General features: G+C 74.8%; 15 protein-coding genes. 6 read left to right on the forward strand and 9 right to left on the reverse strand.

Going from position 1 to position 16,991, the window contains the following annotated elements:
• Positions 1 to 565: 565 nt before the first annotated feature.
• On the reverse strand, positions 566 to 1,126 hold the full coding sequence (locus OG956_RS08410) for a hypothetical protein (protein WP_330337323.1): 561 nt from the start codon (positions 1,124 to 1,126) through the stop codon (positions 566 to 568).
• Between the two features lie 121 nt (positions 1,127 to 1,247).
• Between OG956_RS08410 and OG956_RS08415 the strand changes: the two genes are divergently transcribed.
• On the forward strand, positions 1,248 to 1,760 hold the full coding sequence (locus OG956_RS08415) for a PadR family transcriptional regulator (RefSeq protein WP_330337324.1): 513 nt from the start codon (positions 1,248 to 1,250) through the stop codon (positions 1,758 to 1,760).
• Between the two features lie 12 nt (positions 1,761 to 1,772).
• Here OG956_RS08415 and OG956_RS08420 read toward each other — a convergent pair whose 3' ends face one another.
• The gene (locus OG956_RS08420) at positions 1,773 to 2,504 is read right to left on the reverse strand and encodes an SDR family NAD(P)-dependent oxidoreductase (protein ID WP_330337325.1); all 732 of its coding nucleotides are present in this window, start codon (positions 2,502 to 2,504) and stop codon (positions 1,773 to 1,775) included.
• Positions 2,501 to 3,400: a helix-turn-helix transcriptional regulator gene (locus tag OG956_RS08425; protein WP_330337326.1), complete on the reverse strand. Its 900-nt coding sequence runs from the start codon at positions 3,398 to 3,400 to the stop codon at positions 2,501 to 2,503. The genes OG956_RS08420 and OG956_RS08425 overlap by 4 nt, the downstream gene beginning before the upstream one ends.
• A 204-nt stretch (positions 3,401 to 3,604) precedes the next feature.
• On the opposite strand from OG956_RS08425, the gene OG956_RS08430 reads away from it, so the two are divergent.
• The 5 genes from OG956_RS08430 to OG956_RS08450 all read left to right on the forward strand — a co-directional run bounded on the left by OG956_RS08430 (position 3,605) and on the right by OG956_RS08450 (position 8,585).
• Positions 3,605 to 4,621: a zinc-dependent alcohol dehydrogenase family protein gene (locus OG956_RS08430; RefSeq protein ID WP_330337327.1), complete on the forward strand. Its 1,017-nt coding sequence runs from the start codon at positions 3,605 to 3,607 to the stop codon at positions 4,619 to 4,621.
• A gap of 56 nt (positions 4,622 to 4,677) precedes the next feature.
• Positions 4,678 to 5,088 carry a (R)-mandelonitrile lyase gene (locus OG956_RS08435; protein WP_330337328.1) on the forward strand — a complete coding sequence of 137 codons (411 nt, stop codon included), beginning with the start codon at positions 4,678 to 4,680 and terminating at the stop codon, positions 5,086 to 5,088.
• Positions 5,089 to 5,234: 146 nt separating this feature from the next.
• A complete protein-coding gene (locus OG956_RS08440; protein WP_330337329.1) occupies positions 5,235 to 5,909 on the forward strand; it encodes a carbonic anhydrase in 675 nt (224 codons plus the stop codon).
• Positions 5,910 to 5,993: 84 nt separating this feature from the next.
• Positions 5,994 to 7,403, forward strand: coding sequence for a phytoene desaturase family protein (locus OG956_RS08445; RefSeq protein ID WP_330337330.1), 1,410 nt, complete (start codon positions 5,994 to 5,996; stop codon positions 7,401 to 7,403).
• Between the two features lie 309 nt (positions 7,404 to 7,712).
• Complete coding sequence (locus tag OG956_RS08450) at positions 7,713 to 8,585, forward strand: alpha/beta fold hydrolase (protein WP_330337331.1); 873 nt, start codon at positions 7,713 to 7,715, stop codon at positions 8,583 to 8,585.
• Between the two features lie 690 nt (positions 8,586 to 9,275).
• Here the strand turns inward: OG956_RS08450 and OG956_RS08455 are convergent.
• Genes OG956_RS08455 through OG956_RS08480 form a run of 6 tightly spaced genes read right to left on the reverse strand, consistent with a single transcriptional unit; the run spans position 9,276 to position 16,886 of the window.
• Positions 9,276 to 10,919: a 2-isopropylmalate synthase gene (locus tag OG956_RS08455; RefSeq protein ID WP_443065542.1), complete on the reverse strand. Its 1,644-nt coding sequence runs from the start codon at positions 10,917 to 10,919 to the stop codon at positions 9,276 to 9,278.
• On the reverse strand, positions 10,916 to 12,352 hold the full coding sequence (locus OG956_RS08460) for a DHA2 family efflux MFS transporter permease subunit (protein ID WP_330337332.1): 1,437 nt from the start codon (positions 12,350 to 12,352) through the stop codon (positions 10,916 to 10,918). The genes OG956_RS08455 and OG956_RS08460 overlap by 4 nt, the downstream gene beginning before the upstream one ends.
• Positions 12,349 to 13,542 (reverse strand): AMP-binding protein, encoded by a 1,194-nt coding sequence (locus OG956_RS08465; RefSeq protein ID WP_330337333.1) that lies wholly within the window; start codon positions 13,540 to 13,542, stop codon positions 12,349 to 12,351. Before OG956_RS08465 ends, OG956_RS08460 begins: the two co-directional genes overlap by 4 nt.
• A complete protein-coding gene (locus tag OG956_RS08470; RefSeq protein ID WP_330337334.1) occupies positions 13,539 to 14,600 on the reverse strand; it encodes an ATP-grasp domain-containing protein in 1,062 nt (353 codons plus the stop codon). Before OG956_RS08470 ends, OG956_RS08465 begins: the two co-directional genes overlap by 4 nt.
• A complete protein-coding gene (locus OG956_RS08475; protein ID WP_330337335.1) occupies positions 14,597 to 15,427 on the reverse strand; it encodes an alpha/beta fold hydrolase in 831 nt (276 codons plus the stop codon). Before OG956_RS08475 ends, OG956_RS08470 begins: the two co-directional genes overlap by 4 nt.
• The gene (locus OG956_RS08480; RefSeq protein WP_330337336.1) at positions 15,420 to 16,886 is read right to left on the reverse strand and encodes a class I adenylate-forming enzyme family protein; all 1,467 of its coding nucleotides are present in this window, start codon (positions 16,884 to 16,886) and stop codon (positions 15,420 to 15,422) included. The genes OG956_RS08475 and OG956_RS08480 overlap by 8 nt, the downstream gene beginning before the upstream one ends.
• Positions 16,887 to 16,991 lie beyond the last annotated feature (105 nt).

A 16,991-nucleotide genomic window follows, 5' to 3' on the forward strand; every position in this document is an offset into this window, starting at 1 on the left:
GGCCGCCGAGCGGCAGCCCGCCGCGCGGTCCGGGCCGGGCGGAGACCCGGCTGCGGAGGCAGCATCCGCCGGGCCAGGGCGGCCTGCCGGCCGCCGGCGCCGGCCACGTCGTCGGCGGGGGCGAAGGCGGCCTCGCCGGGCGGGGGCGCCGAGGACGTCCTCCGCGACGGCCACCCGGCGCTGCCCCTGCGCCACCGCCCACGGCGGTCTGCGCCGGCCCTTCCCGCGGCCGGCACGTCCCCGGCGCGCACGCCGGTCAGTCCGCGAGCCAGTTGCCGTGGAAGCCGAACGGCACCCGGGCGGGCAGGTGTCATCAACCAGCCGGGGCCGCCGGCCTCTTCGTCGGCGGGGGCGAAGGCGGCCCTTCGCCGGTGACCGGGCAGGTCTTGGGGTGGGCGGTCATGGCGGTGTGCAGCCGGCCGCCGAAGTCCCCGGGCGGCCGTCCTCGACGCGTAAGCCGTGGACCGTTCCGTCCCCGAAGTACCAGTGTCCGGAGGCGGCGTCGGCCGGGTTGGGGCCGTTGCGCACGTGCCGGCCGTTCAGCTGGGGCGGGGGGCGGGGGCGGTCATCGGGCCGCCTGCCCGGCCTTGGCCTGGACGTGGGCGACGTAGCGCACGGTGAAGAGCATCGGGACGACGAACCCGGCGATCTGGACGACGGTCGCGGTGGCCGAGTGGGCGTGCCCGGCGTGCGCCACGAGCGCGAGGACGACGGCGGTGACGGCGAAGGCGGCGGTCCACACCGCGGTGATGACGACGTTGGTGCGGATGAACGGCCTCAGCCCCCACACCTCGCGCGGGGTGGTCCGCTTGGCGATGCCGAGGGTGAACGGCCTGCCCACGGCCAGCGAGACGCCCGCGATCACGGCGAGCGTGCCGGAGGAGAGGGCGGCGGAGTAGGAGTGGACGCCGGAGTGCGGGTCGGCGAAGGCGACGACGGTCAGCACCGCGAAGAAGACGGCCGATCCCAGCTCGATGATCAGCGCGTCGAACCCGGCCCCGGCCCGCCGCTGCTGGGCGATGACCACGACGGCGACGGCGAGCGCGGCCAGGGCGCCCCACTGCCAGCTGCCCGAGGGCAGGACGGCGAAGACGATCCACGGCAGGAACGTGCGCAGGTAGGACATCGGTCTCCCCATGTGATTCCCGGTGCTCCGGGTGTCCGGATGCCTCCGGATTCCCCTCCCGACATGTCAAAAGTAGAAGGTCCACTGGTGACATGTCAACAGTGGAATGTAGAGTGAGGGCATGAGCCTGAGACACGCACTCCTCGGCCTGCTCACGGAGCGCTCCGCGAGCGGGTACGACCTGCTGAAGCGCTTCGAGACGTCCCTGGCCAACGTGTGGCCGGCGACGCAGAGCCAGATCTACACGGAGCTGACGAGGCTCGCGGACGCCGGCCTGATCACCGTGGCCGCCGAGGGCCCGCGCGGCCGCAAGGAGTACGCCCTCACCGACGAGGGCCTCGCCGAACTGCGGCACTGGCTGACGGAGACGAAACCGCAGCGGACCACCCGCAGCGACGTCCTGCTGCGCGTCTTCTTCCTCGGCGTCCTCGAACCCGGCCAGGCCCACGCCTACCTGACCGGCCTGGCCGGGCAGTCCGCCGAGCTGTACGAGGAACTGCGCCGCCTCGTCGACACCGTCGACTGGGACGACGACGACCTGTCGGTCTACGGCCGCATCGCCCTGGAGTACGGCCTGCGCTTCTACGAGATGCGGCGGGACTGGGCGGTCTGGGCGGCCGGGCAGGTCACATAGCTCCGGCCCCGGTCAGGGCCGCAGCTCGGTGCCCGTCTCCTCGGCCAGCGTGCGCAGCAGGCGGTCCTGGAACGCCTCGTCGTGGACGGCGGGGTGCGGCGGCCGGCGCCGGCGGTGATACCAGTACCCGCCGGTCGTCAGGGCCTCCGGGTCGTCGGCGGTGGCCAGCCACACCTGTGTCTCGTGGCCGAGTTCGAGGTCGTCCGGCGCGTGCGGGCCGCCCATCTTCGTCGGCACCCAGCCGGGGTCGACGGCGTTGCTCGGCACCCGCGGACGCAGGCGGGCCACCGCGGCCGCGAGCGTCGTCACGAACAGCTTGCTGTCGGCGTACGACCCGGCGCCCCGCCCCCGCCAGTCGACGCCGGTCAGTCCGGGACGCCCGCCGAAGTGCGAGCCGCTGCTCAGGTACACCAGCCGGCGCGGCCCGCGCAGCAGCGCCGTCAGCAGGTACGGCGCGACGATGTTGACCGGCATCACCGCCGGCCCGCTCCACACGCCGGCGTTGTGGACGACCGCGTCGAGCGGCCCGGTGCCGTCCACCTCGGCGGCGAGGCGGCGTACGGCGTCCCGGTCGGCGAGGTCGCCGACGACGAGGTCCGCCCCGCGGCCGGTCAGGGCGTCCAGGCTCCTCGCCCGCTGCGGGTTCCGGGCGTGCACCACGACCTGGTGTCCCGCGGACAGCAGCGCCTCCGCCGCGGCGCGTCCGAGGCCGTCGGCGGAACCGGTCACCAGGATCCGGCTCACGAGGGTGTCGCCCCCCGGTCCGCCTCGCGCGCGGGGGCCTCCTCGGTGGCGGCCCAGGAGGCGAGCAGACGCAGCCCCTCCTCCGAGGGCGAGCCGGGTTCGGCGGTGTAGACGGTCAGGGTGAGACCGGGTTCGGCGGCCATCTCCAGCCCCTCGAAGGCGAGGGTGAGCGCGCCGACGACCGGGTGGTGGAACCGTTTGGTGCCGGTCCCGTGGTGGCGGACGTCGTGCGCGCCCCAGCGGGTGCGGAACTCCGCGCTGCGGGTGGACAGCTCGCCGACGAGGTCGTGCAGATCCTTGTCGTACGGGTCGCGCCCGGCCTCGGTGCGCAGGATGGCCACCGCCATGTCGGCGAAGCGCTCCCAGTCGGGGCAGAAGCGGCGGGAGGCGGGGTCGAGGAACTGGAAGCGGGCCAGGTTCCCCTGGTTGCCGGGGTGGGCGAACAGGTCCGTGTAGAAGGCGCGGGCGAGGGAGTTGGCGGCCACGACGTCCATCCGGCCGTTGCGCACGAACGCGGGCCCCGCCGTGACCGCGTCGAGCGTCCACTGCAGGCTGCGGTGCGGGGTCCACTGCCGGGCGGTGGTACGGCGCCGGGGGCGGGTGAGCACGTCCGAGCCGTCGGCGGCCTGGGCCAGACGGAGCAGATGGGCGCGCTCGGCGTCGTCCAGCTGCAGGGCGCGGGCGACGGCTTCGAGGACGGCCGGGGAGACGCCGGCGAGATTGCCGCGCTCCAGCTTCGCGTAGTACTCCACGCTCATGTCGGCCAGCGCCGCGACCTCGCTCCTGCGCAGCCCCGGCACCCGGCGCCGGGAGCCGGCGGGCAGCCCGGCCCGCTCCGGGGTGATCTTCGCTCGCCGCGAGGTGAGGAACTCGCGGACCTCGTCACGGTTGTCCACCCCTCGACCGTACGGCCTGTCCGCCTTCCGAGGGGTGTACCGGCAGTACACCCCTCGCCGGTGACTCGCTGAGCGCACGGGGAACCGGTTACCTGGAAGAGGCGGTGCCTCCCGGCCGCTGCGCGACGCAACCGCACACGGGCACCGACGACCCCACCGGCCGTGGCAGCGGCCCGCCCCCCCAGCACGTAAGGAACCCCTCTCATGCGCGGAGCAGTGATCCACGCCCCCGGCGATGTGCGCTTCGAGACCCTCGCCGACCCGAAGATCCTCCAGCCCACCGACGCGATCATCCGCACGGCCGTCACCTGCGTGTGCGGCTCCGACCTGTGGCCCTGGCGCGGCCTGGACGCCACCGACGAGGCGCACCCGATGGGCCACGAGTACGTCGGCTTCGTGGAGGAGGTCGGCAGCGAGGTCACCGCGGTCAGGCCCGGCCAGTTCGTCGTCGGCTCCTTCGCCACCTCGGACAACACCTGTGCGAACTGCCGCAACGGCTGGCAGTCCAACTGCCTCGAGCGCGAGTTCATGAGCACCTGCCAGGCCGAGTACGTGCGCATCCCCAACGCCCAGGGCACCCTGGTCGCCACCGAGGAGGTGCCGGACGAGGAGTTCTGGCCCGGCCTGCTCGCCGTCTCCGACGTGATGGGCACCGGCTGGTACGCCGCCGACGCCGCCGAGGTCAGGCCCGGCTCCACCGCCGTGGTCGTCGGCGACGGCGCGGTCGGCCTGTGCGCGGTGATCGCCGCGAAGGAGAGGGGCGCGGAGCGGATCATCGCGATGAGCCGCCACGAGCCCCGCCAGAAGCTGGCCCGGGAGTTCGGCGCCACCCACATCGTCGCCGAGCGCGGCGAGGAGGGCGTGGCCCGGATCAGGGAGCTCACCGACGGGATCGGCGCCGACTCGGTGCTGGAGTGCGTCGGCACCGCCGAGTCCATGCGGCAGGCCCTGCACGCGACCCGGCCGGGCGGCAACGTCGGCTTCGTCGGCGTCCCCCACGGGGTTTCCGTCGACGGCCAGGAACTGTTCTTCTCCCACGTCGGCCTGCGCGGCGGCCCGGCCCCCGTGCGCCGCTACCTGCCCGACCTGATCGAACGCGTCCTGACCCGGCGGATCGACCCCGGCAGGGTCTTCGACCTCACCCTGCCGCTGGAGCAGGTCGCCGAGGGCTACAGGGCGATGGACGAGCGCCGCGCCATCAAGGCCCTGCTGAAGCCCTGACCACACCCCGCACACGGTGCACCGTCCCGCACGGCACCCGAAGAGAAAGCACGGCCTTGCAGATCACCCGAAGCTCGATCGACACCGTCAAGGGTCCCGCCGACTGGTTCACCGGCGACGTCTACATCGACGCCGTCGCCGCCGCACCCGAACCGTCCCGGGTCACCGCCTCGCTGGTGCACTTCATGCCCGGCGCGCGCACCCACTGGCACCGGCACCCGCTCGGCCAGACCGTCTTCGTCACCGAGGGCGTCGGCCTGTGCCAGCGGCGGGGCGGACCGGTCGAGGTCATCCGTCCCGGCGACCGCGTCCTGTTCGAGGCGGACGAGGAGCACTGGCACGGCGCCGCGCCGAACCGGCTGATGGTCCACCTCGCCATCAACGAGGCGGACGCCGACCACGCCGTCGTCCACTGGCTGACGCCGGTCACCGACGAGGAGTACGGCGCCGCGCCGCGCGTCGGCTGACGCCGGGCAGTCCGGCCCCCGCCCCGCCGTCCCCTCCTCCCCCCTCCGCGCGCCGGTTCCGGTCTCCCGGGGCCGGCGCACGAGTGCGCCACGCCCGGACCGGGCCCCGCTCGGCGGCGCACCGGTTCCGGTCGTAGCCTGCCGCCATGAGCGACGCCGTCCCCTCCTCCCCGCGGGAAGCCTTCGACCTGCTCATGGCAGGCAACCACCGCTTCGCCGAGGGCACACCCGATCACCCCAACCAGGACGCCGGCCGCCGCGCCGACCTCGCGTCCGCCCAGCGCCCGTTCGCCGTGCTGCTCGGGTGCTCGGACTCCCGGCTGGCCGCGGAGATCATCTTCGACCGGGGGCTGGGAGACCTGTTCGTCGTCCGCACCGCCGGGCACGCGGCCGGACCGGAGGTGCTGGGCAGCATCGAGTACGGGGTGAGCGTGCTGGACTGCCCGCTGGTCGTGGTCCTCGGCCACGACGCGTGCGGCGCGGTCGCGGCGACCCGTGCCGCCGTGGCGGACGGCACGCCCGCTCCGGGATACCTCAGGGACGTGATAGAGCGGGTGACCCCCAGTGTGCTGGCCGCCCAGGCCGCCGGTGTGACCGAGGACGAGGAGTTCATCGCCACCCACGTCCGGCACACCGTCGACTTCCTCCTGGACCGCTCCCGCACACTGGCCGGCCAGGTCGCCTCCGGGCGCACCGCGGTCGTCGGCCTCACCTACCGGCTGGCCGACGGCAGCGCCCGGCCGGTCACCGCCCGCGGCCTGGACCTGCCCGCGGACCCGGCCCCCCGCCCCACCTCCGCCCCGCTCGCCGGCAGCCGCTGACCCGCCGGTCCCCGCCCGCCGAGGCCGGCCCACAGGGACGCCGGTCCCGGTGTACCGGCCCGGCGGGAGGGGAAGGGCCCCCGCATGACAACGGCCGTAGTGGTCGGCAGCGGGCCCAACGGGCTCGCCGCCGCCCTCACGCTCGCCGCCGCGGGCGTACGGGTCCGGGTGATCGAGGCCGCGGACACCCTCGGCGGCGGGACCCGGTCCAGCGAGCTGACGCTGCCCGGCCTGATCCACGACGAGTGCTCCGGCATCCACCCCATGACGCCGGACTCGGCCTTCGCCCAGCGGTTCGACCTGGCCGGGGCAGGTCTGACCTGGCGCTGGGCCCCGGCCGAGTTCGCGCATCCGCTCGACGGCGGGCGCGGCGCGGTCGCGGTCCGGTCGGTGACCGAGACCGCCGCCGGGCTCGGGACCGGCGGCCGCGGCTGGCAGCGCGTCTTCGGGCCGCTCACCGAGCGGTTCGGCACGATCAGCGCGGAGTTCCTGCAGCCGGTGCTGCACATGCCGCGCCACCCGCTCCATCTGGCCCGCTTCGGCGCGTACGCCGTACTGCCGGCCACGCTTCTCGCGCACCGCTTCCGCACGCCGGAGGCCGAGGCGCTCTTCACCGGCGTCGCCGCGCACGCCTTCCGGCCCCTGGACACGCTCCTCTCCTCCGCCATGGGAGTCGCGCTGACCGCGGCCGCGCACGCGGTCGGCTGGCCCGTCGCCGAGGGCGGTACGGCCGCGATCCGGGACGCGATCGTCCGCCGCGCGACCGAGCACGGCGTCCGGTTCGAGACCGGCCGCCGGGTGACCTCGCTGGCGGAGCTGGGCGGCCCGGACCTGGTCATGCTGGACACCTCCCCGGCGGCTGCCGTCCGGATCGCGGGCGCGCGGATGCCGCGCCATGTGCGCCGCGCATACCTGCGGTACCGCCACGGTCCCGGCGCGTTCAAGGTCGACTTCGCCGTCGAGGGCGGGGTGCCGTGGGCGCACGAGGGGTCGCGCAGGGCCGGTACGGTGCACCTCGGCGGCAGCGCGGCGGAGACGGCGGCGGCCGAGAGGGACGTGGCCGCGGGCCGGATGCCTCGGCGGCCGTTCGTGCTCGTCGGCCAGCAGTACCTCGCCGACAGCACCCGGTCGGCCGGTGACGTGCACCCGCTCTACGCCTACGCCCATGTGCCGGCCGGCTTCACCGGGGACGCCACCGAGGCGGTCACCGCACGGATCGAGCAGTTCGCCCCCGGCTTCCGCGACCGGATCCTGGCGACGCACGTGCGCTCCACCACCGAGCTGAGCCGGTACAACGAGAACTACGTCGCCGGCGACATCGTGGCCGGCGCCAACGACCCCTGGCAGCTGGTCTTCCGGCCCCGCCCGGCCCTCGACCCGTACGCCACCGGCGTGCCCGGCGTCCATCTCTGCTCCGCCGCGACCCCGCCCGGCGCCGGCGCCCACGGAATGTGCGGCTACAACGCCGCGCGCCGCGCACTCGCCCGCCTCTGACCGGGCCCCTGACGCACCGCGACACCTCCGGCCGGACCGCGGCGCGCACGCTCTGCTCCCCGCCGGTGAGCACGGGGCCGCCGCATCGAATCACGCCGGCGTGGGATCGCCCCGTCGTCACGGTGGATTCGGTGCTGCGGCGCCGACGGCGCCGTGGGCGACATCGGGGGCGCACGACGTGGCCTGGCGCGGGTTCCACCGCCTTTCACCCCTTCCGCCCGTTCACCCGGGGTGAAAGTGCCGGGGAGGTGCCGGGGCGGTGGGTAGGTCTGGGGCTGGACGCGGAGAGCGGCGGCACGGAGGTGGGTGTTGGTCATCGGCACGGCCCGGCGGATCCGGGTGGCACGGGCGGGGATCGCGTACGAGGAGGCGGGCAGCGGGGAGCCCGTGGTGTTCGTCCACGCGGGGTGCGCGGACCGGCGTATGTGGGACGCGCAGTTCGCCGCGCTGGCGGAGCGGTACCGGGTGTTCCGCCACGACTGGCGGGGCCGGGGCGGCTCCGCGGACCCGGCCGGGGAGGTCGCCCACCACCTGGACCTGCTCGGTCTGCTGGACGAGTGGGGGGTGGAGCGGGCCGCGGTGGTGGGCGCGTCGGACGGTGGCCGGATCGCGCTGGACGCCGCGCTGACGGCGCCGCACCGGTTCCGGGCGCTGGTGCTCATCGCCTCCGGCCTGTCCGGGCACACCTGGCCGCCGGCGATGGTGCGGCGGGCCCGGCGGCGGCTGCTCGGCGCGGTCCCGGAGGAGCGGCTGCGGCGCTACGAGGAGGGCGCCGCCGAGTGGATCGACCCGGCGGACCTGGAGGCGGTGGCGGCGGCCGACGCGGAGTTCCTGGTGGCGGGAGAGGGGCGGGACCGTACCGCGCTGGACCCCGAGGTGTGGCGGCGGGCCGTGGACATGGCCCGGCTGACCCGGCGGCGGATCTGGGGCGGCCCGCGCACCACCGAACGGACGGCGCGTCCCCCGGCCCGGGACCGGCTCGCCGAGGTGACGGTGCCGACCCTGGTGATCAGCGGACAGTGCGACGTGCCGGAGATCCTCGAGGTCTCCGCCCGCCTCGCCCACCACATCCCGGGCGCCCAGCACCTCCAGCTGCCCGACACCGGCCACCTCCCGCCCCTGGAACGCCCCACGGAGGTCACGGCAGCCCTGCACCGCTTCTTCACCTCCCTGGCTTTCTGACCGGCCCCCACCTCCCCGCCCGCTTCGGCCCAGCACCGGCGCCCCGACCGACCGCCTGGGGTCCGGCACAGCCCGGGGGCCTGGCCGCCCAGGCCCTGCCGCATGCCCGGGTACTGCCGCACGCCCGGGTCCTACCCGAACGTCCGGGCCGTGCGCACGCCCGGGTCTGACGGGACGTCCGGGCTCTGCCGGGTGCGGGAGTTCCGGTCGACGGCCCGGGCCCTGCCCGCATGCACGGCTTCTGGTCACCCCGGTCTGCCGGGCAGCCTGGATCCGATCAGCCACTCCGCCCCGCTCAGCGCCGGCGCCTAGGCCTGCGCCTGCTACGCCGGCCCTCGAGGTGCCGGCGGCGCGGTCGCCGGCACAGGGGCCGCCCCGCGCCCGGCACGCGGGCGCGGACCATCCTGCCGGGCGCAACGGCGGCCACGTGCGCATCGGCCGGGGGGCCGGGCGGCGCCGGTGGTGCCTGCGCGGCGGTGCCGCGCCCGGAGGCGGCTCACCGGCACCGGCCGTGGCGGCACGGGGACCTGGGCTGCGCGGCGACCGGGGCCCGGTCCCAGGGCGGCGGGCGGTCGGGCGTCCGACGGCGGCGGCCGGTCGGCGAGGGCCACCGCCCTGCCCGGCCGTCCGGGCGCTGCCCCGTGCACGGAGTTTCCACGCGGCCGCCCGGAGTCGCCCGGTACCGGGGGATCAGAGGGTGGCCGGGGGGTGGTGGGTGGAGCGGGTGGTGGCGCTGTGGTGGGCGCGTCGGAGGGCTTCGGCGGGGGTGGGTGCGAGGCCGACGCCCCAGAGGGTTCGTGTGCCGGCCGGGCCGGTGACGGCGCACTCGGCGTAGACGACGACGTCGGGGGTGCCGCCGGGCGGTGCGGGACGGTGCTGCTCGGTGTGGGAGAGGAGCCGGACGTCGGTGTCCGGGACGGCGCCCTCCGCTTCGGCGGGGTCCAGGTACTCGGCGCGGAAGAGCTCACCGAGCCGTTCGGCGCTGATCTCCCCGCCGTCCGCGTCCGTGTGGGCCTGCACCACGCGGGCGAACTCGATCTGCAGCCGGCGTGGCAGGTCGAAGCCGTGGTGCCGGCGCATCAGGTAGGCCACCCCGCCCTTGCCGGACTGGCTGTTGACCCGGATGACGGCCTCGTACGAGCGGCCGACGTCCGCCGGGTCGATCGGCAGGTACGGCACGTCCCAGCGGGCCTCGCGCACCGGCACGCCGTCGGCGGCCGCCCGCTGTTCCAGCGCGGCGAAGCCCTTCTTGACGGCGTCCTGGTGGGAGCCGGAGAAGGAGGTGTACACCAGGTCCCCGGCGTAGGGGTGACGGGGGTGGACCGGCAGGCCCGTGCACTCCTCGACGGTACGGCGGACCGCGTCGATGTCGGAGAAGTCGATGCCGGGGTCGATGCCCTGTGCGTGCAGGTTGAGGCCGAGGGTGACCAGGCAGACGTTGCCGGTGCGCTCGCCGCCCCCGAACAGGCAGCCCTCGATGCGGTCGGCGCCGGCCAGCACGGCCAGTTCGGCGGCGGCCACGGCGGTGCCGCGGTCGTTGTGCGGGTGGACGGAGAGGGCGATGTGCCGGCGGCGGGACAGGCCGCGGCTCATCCGCTCCACCTGGTCGGCGTAGACGTTCGGGGTGGTGCGCTCGACCGTGGCGGGCAGGTTGAGGACGGTCTCCCGGTCCGGACCGGGCTCCCAGACGTCCATGACGGCCTCGCACACCTCCAGCGCGACCTCGTGCTCGGTCTCGCTGAACAGCTCGGGCGAGTACTCGAACCCCAGGTCGCAGCCGGGGAGATACTGCTCGGCGTACTTCAGGACGTGCTCGGTGCCGCGCACCGCGAGGTTTCTGCATTCCTCCCGTGTCATGCCGAACACCACGCGGCGGAACAGCGGCGAGGTGGCGTTGTAGAGGTGGACGGTGGCGGCGCGGGCGCCAGCCAGACAGCGCACGGTGCGTTCGATCAGCTCGTCCCGGGCCTGGGTGAGCACGGAGATCCGTACGCCGTCGGGGATCCGGTCCTCGGTGATCAGCCGGCGCACGAACGCGTGGTCGGCGCGGCTCGCGGCCGGAAAGCCGACCTCGATCTCCCGGTAGCCCATCGCGGTCAGCGTCTCGAACAGGCGCAGCTTGCGGTCCGGGCTCATCGGTTCGATGAGCGCCTGGTTGCCGTCGCGCAGGTCGGTGGAGAGCCAGCGGGGCGCCGTGGTGAGGGTCCGGCCGGGCCAGGTGCGGTCGGGCAGGTCGGCGGGCCGCCACGGGGTGTAGCGCCAGGACGGCATGACGCCGGGGCGGCCGGCCGTGCGGAAGTCCCCCTGCGGGCCGGGGGCGTGGAGCGGTCTCATGACGGTGCACTCCCTGGGGATGTCGTGGCCTCGGCGGCCGCGGGCGGCGCCTCGCGCGCGGGCCCTGCCTCCTCGCGCCGGACCGTGGCGCAGGCGACGGCGCCGAGCACGATGACCGCGATGGGCAGCGCCATCGACGTACGCATGGCGGAGACGCCGTCGTGGCCCCCGGCCGTCTGCGTCTGCACGAGCGCGCCGACCGCGGCGCTGCCGACCACCGAGCCCAGCTGCCGTACGGTGTTGAGCACCCCGGAGGCCGCGCCGGCCACCGCCGGTTCGACGCCGCGCATCGCGACGGCCGCCATCGGGGCGATGAGGCAGCCGTTGCCCGCGCCGACCACGATCATCGGGGCGACGAAGGCCGCCCAGGCGGTGTGCGGGCCCATCGCCAGCGCGTTCCACAGCATGCCGGCGGCGGTCAGCAGCATGCCGGTCAGCAGCACGTACTTGCCGTCGACCTTGTCGGTGAGCCGCCCGGCGAACGGCGCGAGGAGCATCGACACCACGGAGGCGGGGGCGAGCGCGAGGCCCGCCTTGAGCGCGCTGAAGTGCAGCACGTTCTGGAAGTAGAGGGACAGCAGCAGCATCAGGCCGAGCACGCCGACCGAGATGGCGGCCGACACCACGTTCATCGCCGTGTAGTTGCGGCTGCGGAACAGCGCGAAGGGCACCAGCGGCTCGCGGTCCTGGCGGCGCCGCTGCTGCACGGTGAACGCCGTGAACAGCACGGCGGAGGCGGCGAACAGGGCCCAGACGACGCTGTCCCAGTGGTAGCGCTCGCCCTCCGTCAGGGCGAACGTCAGGCAGAACACGGCGGCCGCCGACAGCAGGACACCGGTGAGGTCGAGACGGTGCGTGGCACCCTGCCGGATGTCAGGGACGACGACGAACAGCACCGCCAGCACGACCGCGCCGACGGGCACGTTGACCAGGAAGATCCAGCGCCAGCCGGGGCCGCTGACCAGCAGACCGCCCAGCGCGGGGCCGGCCACGGCGGCGACGCCCGCCACCGCTCCCCACACCCCGAGCGCGGCCCCGCGCCGCTCGGCCGGGAACGCGCCGACGATCAGGGTCATGGTCTGCGGGACGAGCAGCGCCGCGCCCAGTCCCTGCACCAGGCGGGCGGCGATGAGCTCGGCGGGGCTGCCGACCAGGGCGCAGGCCAGGCTGGCCAGCGTGAACAGGGCGACGCCCGCGGCGAACAGCTGGCGCGGGCCGCGCAGGTCGCCCAGGCGGCCCGCGGTGATCAGCAGGGCGGCGAGCACCAGGATGTAGCCGTTCATCGACCACAGCACCTCGTCGAACGAGGCGTGCAGGCTGTGGATCATGCTGGGGATGGCGATGTTGACGATCGTCAGGTCCAGCAGCGTCATGAAGAAGCCGAGGGACAGCACGACCAGGATCGCCCAGGGGTTTCCGCGTACCTTGCTCATGCGGTGCTCTCGCTGTTCTCCGGCGGTGCGCCGGCGTCGGCGTCCTGCCACAGCATCGCCGGGACCTTGTTGGTCCGTTCGACCCGGGCCAGGCGGTCCACCCGGCGGGCGCGCAGGGCGCCGGGGTACTGCCGGGCCACCGCCGCCAGGTGGTAGAACTCGCCGGTCAGCCGGGCGCAGACGGCCTCGGGGTCGGCGGTGCCGGTGAAGTCGAGGGTCAGCGCGGAGGCCGCGCGGGCCGAGTCGGTGCTGCGGGTGAGCCGCAACTGGGCCTCGACGACGCCCGGTTCGCCGCGTACGACGTCGATCAGCTCGCTGACCTTGAACAGCGCGCTGCGCAGGGTCACCGCGTCGTCGGCGCGGCCGAGCACGGTGAGCCCGTCGGGGCGGCCGCAGCGGCATGCGGCGGGCGCGACCCGGTCGCCGAGGCGGTAGCGCACGACGGGGACGGTCCAGCCGTCGCCGACCCGGCTGAGCAGGGCGCCGTCCTCGTCCGGTTCCATCAGCTGGCCGGGCAGCAGGTGCAGGACGGTCTCGTCGCAGCCGGGCTGGTTCGCGGCCATCACCCAGGTCTCCACCGAGCCGTAGTTGCCCCACAGTCCGGCGTCGGGGAACGCCTCGCGGACCAGGTCGCGCTTGTTGCCGGTCCAGGGCTCGGCCATCCAGATGACGGTCCGCACGGGCAGGGTGCCCCCGGCGTCCAGGACGCCCCGGGCGAAGTCGGCGAGCCCGGTGGGGGTGCCGGCGAGGGCGGTGACGCCGACCTCGCCGAACAGGTGCAGCCAGCGGCCGACCTCGCCGGGCTCGTAGGGGCCGGACGGGACGACCGTGCAGCGGCACTTCTCGGCGAGGGTCTGCATGTAGTAGTGGGAGCCCCACATGCGGCCCGCGTTGAAGAGGTTGAGCAGGGTGTCGCCGGGCTTCAGGGGCCGCCAGAAGGCCAGCAGCCGGTCCAGGCCCATGCCGTGCGGCACGTGCGTCAGCTTCGGCGTGCCGGTCGTGCCGCCGCTCGACATCAGCACGCTGCCCGCGTCCCGGGCGGCCAGGCGGGTCAGGGCGTAGATCTCCCCGGGGCCGCTGACCGGCAGGTCCGTCACCTCCCGTGCGGTGTCCGGCACGGCCAGGCCGCCGGCGTCGGCCAGCTTCCTGGCGTGCGCGAGCAGGTCGTCGGTGGGTATGTGCCCGATCATCGCGTGCGGTCCTCCGCGTCGTCCGTGCCGTGGTTCCGGGTCGTGTGCCGGCCCGCGGGTGCGCCGGCGCCGCGCAGGAACTCCTCGTGTGCGGCGCGGTAGGCGTCGAAGCGGGCCGCGATGATCTGCCGCTGCTCGCGCGCCGCCTGCTCCGAGCCGGGGAAGGCGACCGCGCCGTCGGGCTCCACCTCCGACAGCCAGAACCGCTCGCCGTCGTGCAGGAAGTCGACGGCGATGTACGGCATGGGCATGCGCCCGGCCACGTACGCGACCGTGTCCGCCAGTTCGGGCGGCAGCGGCACGTGTTCCATGGCGCCGCCCGAGGAGAGGTTGGCGGTCAGGGACGCCCCCTTCGGGATGCGGCGCAGTACGGTGTGCGGCTTGCCGTCGATGACGTAGACCCGGAAGTCGTTGATGCCCTCGCCGAGGTACGGCTGGCACACCAGCGCCGTCTCAGCGCCGGCGGCGAGTCCGACCACGCCCTTGAGCTCCTCGGCGCTGCGCACTAGGCACACGCCCTGGCCCATGCCCCAGTAGGCGGGCTTGACGATGAGCGGATAGCCCAGGCCGTCCAGGGCCGCCTCGTAGGTCCGGGCCGGCGAGTCCCTGCCGACGCCGATCCGCACGGTCGGCACCTGGGGCAGGGGGCTGTCCGCGAGGTGCAGCATGGTCGCCGTCTTGTCGTTGGCGAGGAAGGACAGCCGGGGCGGGATGGGCAGGAAGAAGCCCGCCGCCTCCAGGATGGTGTACAGGTACAGCTGGTTGCAGACGTCCACGGTGTGGTGTGCCAGGGACCACAGGGAGGTCACGAACACCGTGTCGGCGGGGGTGACTTCGGTGCCGTCGAGGAAGACGCGGGGGGTGCCCGGGCCGGTGGCGTCCACGGACACCTCTTCCGGCTTGTGCAGGGACAGCGCCCAGCCGCGCTCCCGGGCCACCTCCTCGTAGACGCCCCAGACGTGGGTCCACTCCTTGGTGCGCATCCGCTCGGTGCCGCGGTCCGGGTAGATCCAGCACAGCCGGCGGCCGGCGGCCCGCCCGGCGGGTGCAGTGCTCATCGACGCTTCCCTCCTTGTGCCGTCCACGCTCCGACGACGCGGTGGAACCGCTCGGGCTCCTCCAGGAACGGCAGATGTCCGCTGTGCTCGAAGAGTTCCAGGCGGGACCCGGGTACGGCGGCCGCGAGCCAGGCCCCGACGGAGGTGGGGTAGACCTGGCTCAGCGCACCGTGCAGGAACAGCACGGGCACGCCGAGCGAGGGCAGGCGGTGGCGCCAGTCCTGGCGGAGCGCGTCCCGCCACAGCTGCCGCTTGGCGTCCGGGCGGCAGCCGGCCGCGGCGTCGGTGAGCGCGTCGGCCAGTTCCGGCTCGGGGGTGGTGCCCCGGGCGAAGAAGCCGCGGACCAGGTCCGCGGTGACGGTGCGGTCCGCCGCGCCGAGCATCCGCTCCACGTCCGCCGCGCCGGCCGCGTCCAGCCCGCCGAACGCCGCGTGCTCCCAGCCGTCCTCGCTGAGCAGGTACGGGGTCTGCTCGACGGAGACCAGGCCGGTGACCCGGTCGGTGCCGTACCGGTCCAGGTAGCGGTAGGCGACGGTGGCGCCGAGGGACCAGCCGAGCAGTGTCAGTCCGCGTACGTCCAGCTTCTCGGTGAGGGCGTGCAGATCGGCGGCACAGCGGTCCACGGTGACCGGCTCGGTGCCCTGCGGGGTGGCGCCGTGGCCGCGCAGGTCCACGGTGAGGACGCGGTGGCCGGCGGCCAGGCCGGGGACGGCGCGGGCGAAGAAGGCCGAGGGCGCGCCGAGGCCGTGGACGAGGAGCAGCGGCGGGCCGTCGCCGGTGTCCTCGTAGTGCACCTGCCCGCCGTCGTCCAGGGTCAGTTCAGGCATGCGGCGCCTCCGTACCGGTCTCGGTCTCCCAGCGGCTGCGCAGGGCTGGCTTGTCGGGCTTGCCGACCGGGGTGTGCGGGATGTCGCCGGTCAGGCGGACGGTGCCCGAAAGGCCGTGGCCGCGCAGCACGGCCTCGACGGACTTGCGGACCTCGCTGCCGGGCCGAGCGGGGTCGGGGTGCACGGCGAGGAGCACCTCGTTGCCGTAGGCGCCGGGCCGGGCGGGCAGCGCCACGGATTCCAGGACCGGGCACTGGGCGGCGATCTCCTCGTCGAGGACCGGCGCGGGCAGTGGTCCGCCGGCGGCGGCCAGGATCTCGGTGACCCGGCCCAGGATGCGCAGCGAGCCGTCCGGCTGCCGCTCGGCGACGTCGCCGGTCCAGAACTCGTCGCCGCGGAAGGTGCGGGCATTGGCCTCGTCGCTGCCGACGTAGCCCTCGCTGGTGCAGTCCGACCGCAGCACCAGTTCGCCCAGGTCCGGCCGGTCCGGTGCGAGGGGTTCGAGGCGGGTGCCCACCCCGTGCACGGGGAACATCCCCCGCTCCGCCTGGAGCACGTCGGCCATGTTGCCGAGGGCCAGGCCGAACTCGGTGGAGCCGTAGATCTGCCGGATGTGGATGCCGAGGACGTCGGCGGCGTCCCGCATCTGCGCCGGGCTGAGGTAGGCGCCGCCGCACAGCGGCCGGCGCAGCCGCGACAGGTCGGGTGCCGGGCCGCCGGCGGCCGCGCGCACGTACTCCTCGTAGTGGCGGGGCAGCGCGCTCATCGCGGTGGCGCGGTGTTCCTGGAGCTGCCGCAGCAGGACGGCGGGCGCCGCGTGCGGGTCGGCGAGGACGAGTTCGGCGCCCGACAGCAGGGCGGCGAACATGTGCAGGTCGGTGGCGTGGGCGACGTCGAGGGTGTGCCGGCAGAAGAACACGTCGTCGCCCGTGATCCCGGTGTCCGCGAGCCAGCGGCGCCGCTCGCGCAGGAACTTGTCCTGCCGCCACACCATCTGCTTGGGAAAGCCCGTCGATCCGGAGGTCCACAGGGCGCGGAAGACGCCGGCGTGCCGTTCGGCGGGCGGGCGCGGTGCGGGTGCGGTGCGGGTCAGGTCGTCGAGCCGGACCCGGGGCGGGGAGTCCGCGGGGAACGGGCGGTCGTGGTCGGCGACGATCAGGCGCGGCCCGGTCAGGCGCAGCGCGGTCGCGGTGTCCGCCGTGTCGAAGTTGCTCATCAGCGGCACATAGCGGGCGCCGGTGCGGGCCACGGCCAGGATCAGGGCCACATAGCCGACGCTGTTGCGCAGCGAGCAGGCGACGGTGTCGCCGGCGGCGATGCCGTGGCGGTGCAGTCCGGCGGCCGTGCGGTCGACCAGCTCGACCAGTTCCGCGTAGGTGACCGCCGTGCCGTCGGTGGTGGTGACGGCACGGTGACCGGGCCGGCGGGCCGCGATGTCACTCAGGGCTTGGTAGAGCACGCTTCACCTCGCTGAGCGGTCGGCCACCGGCTCCGGGAGGTGCCGGCCGGGAAGCGGACGGAACCCGTACGTTTTTTGCCTCGTGCGGGGTGTCCTGCTTCGTGC

Origin of the sequence: Streptomyces sp. NBC_00557, from assembly GCF_036345995.1 — a bacterium.
GTDB lineage: Bacteria > Actinomycetota > Actinomycetes > Streptomycetales > Streptomycetaceae > Streptomyces.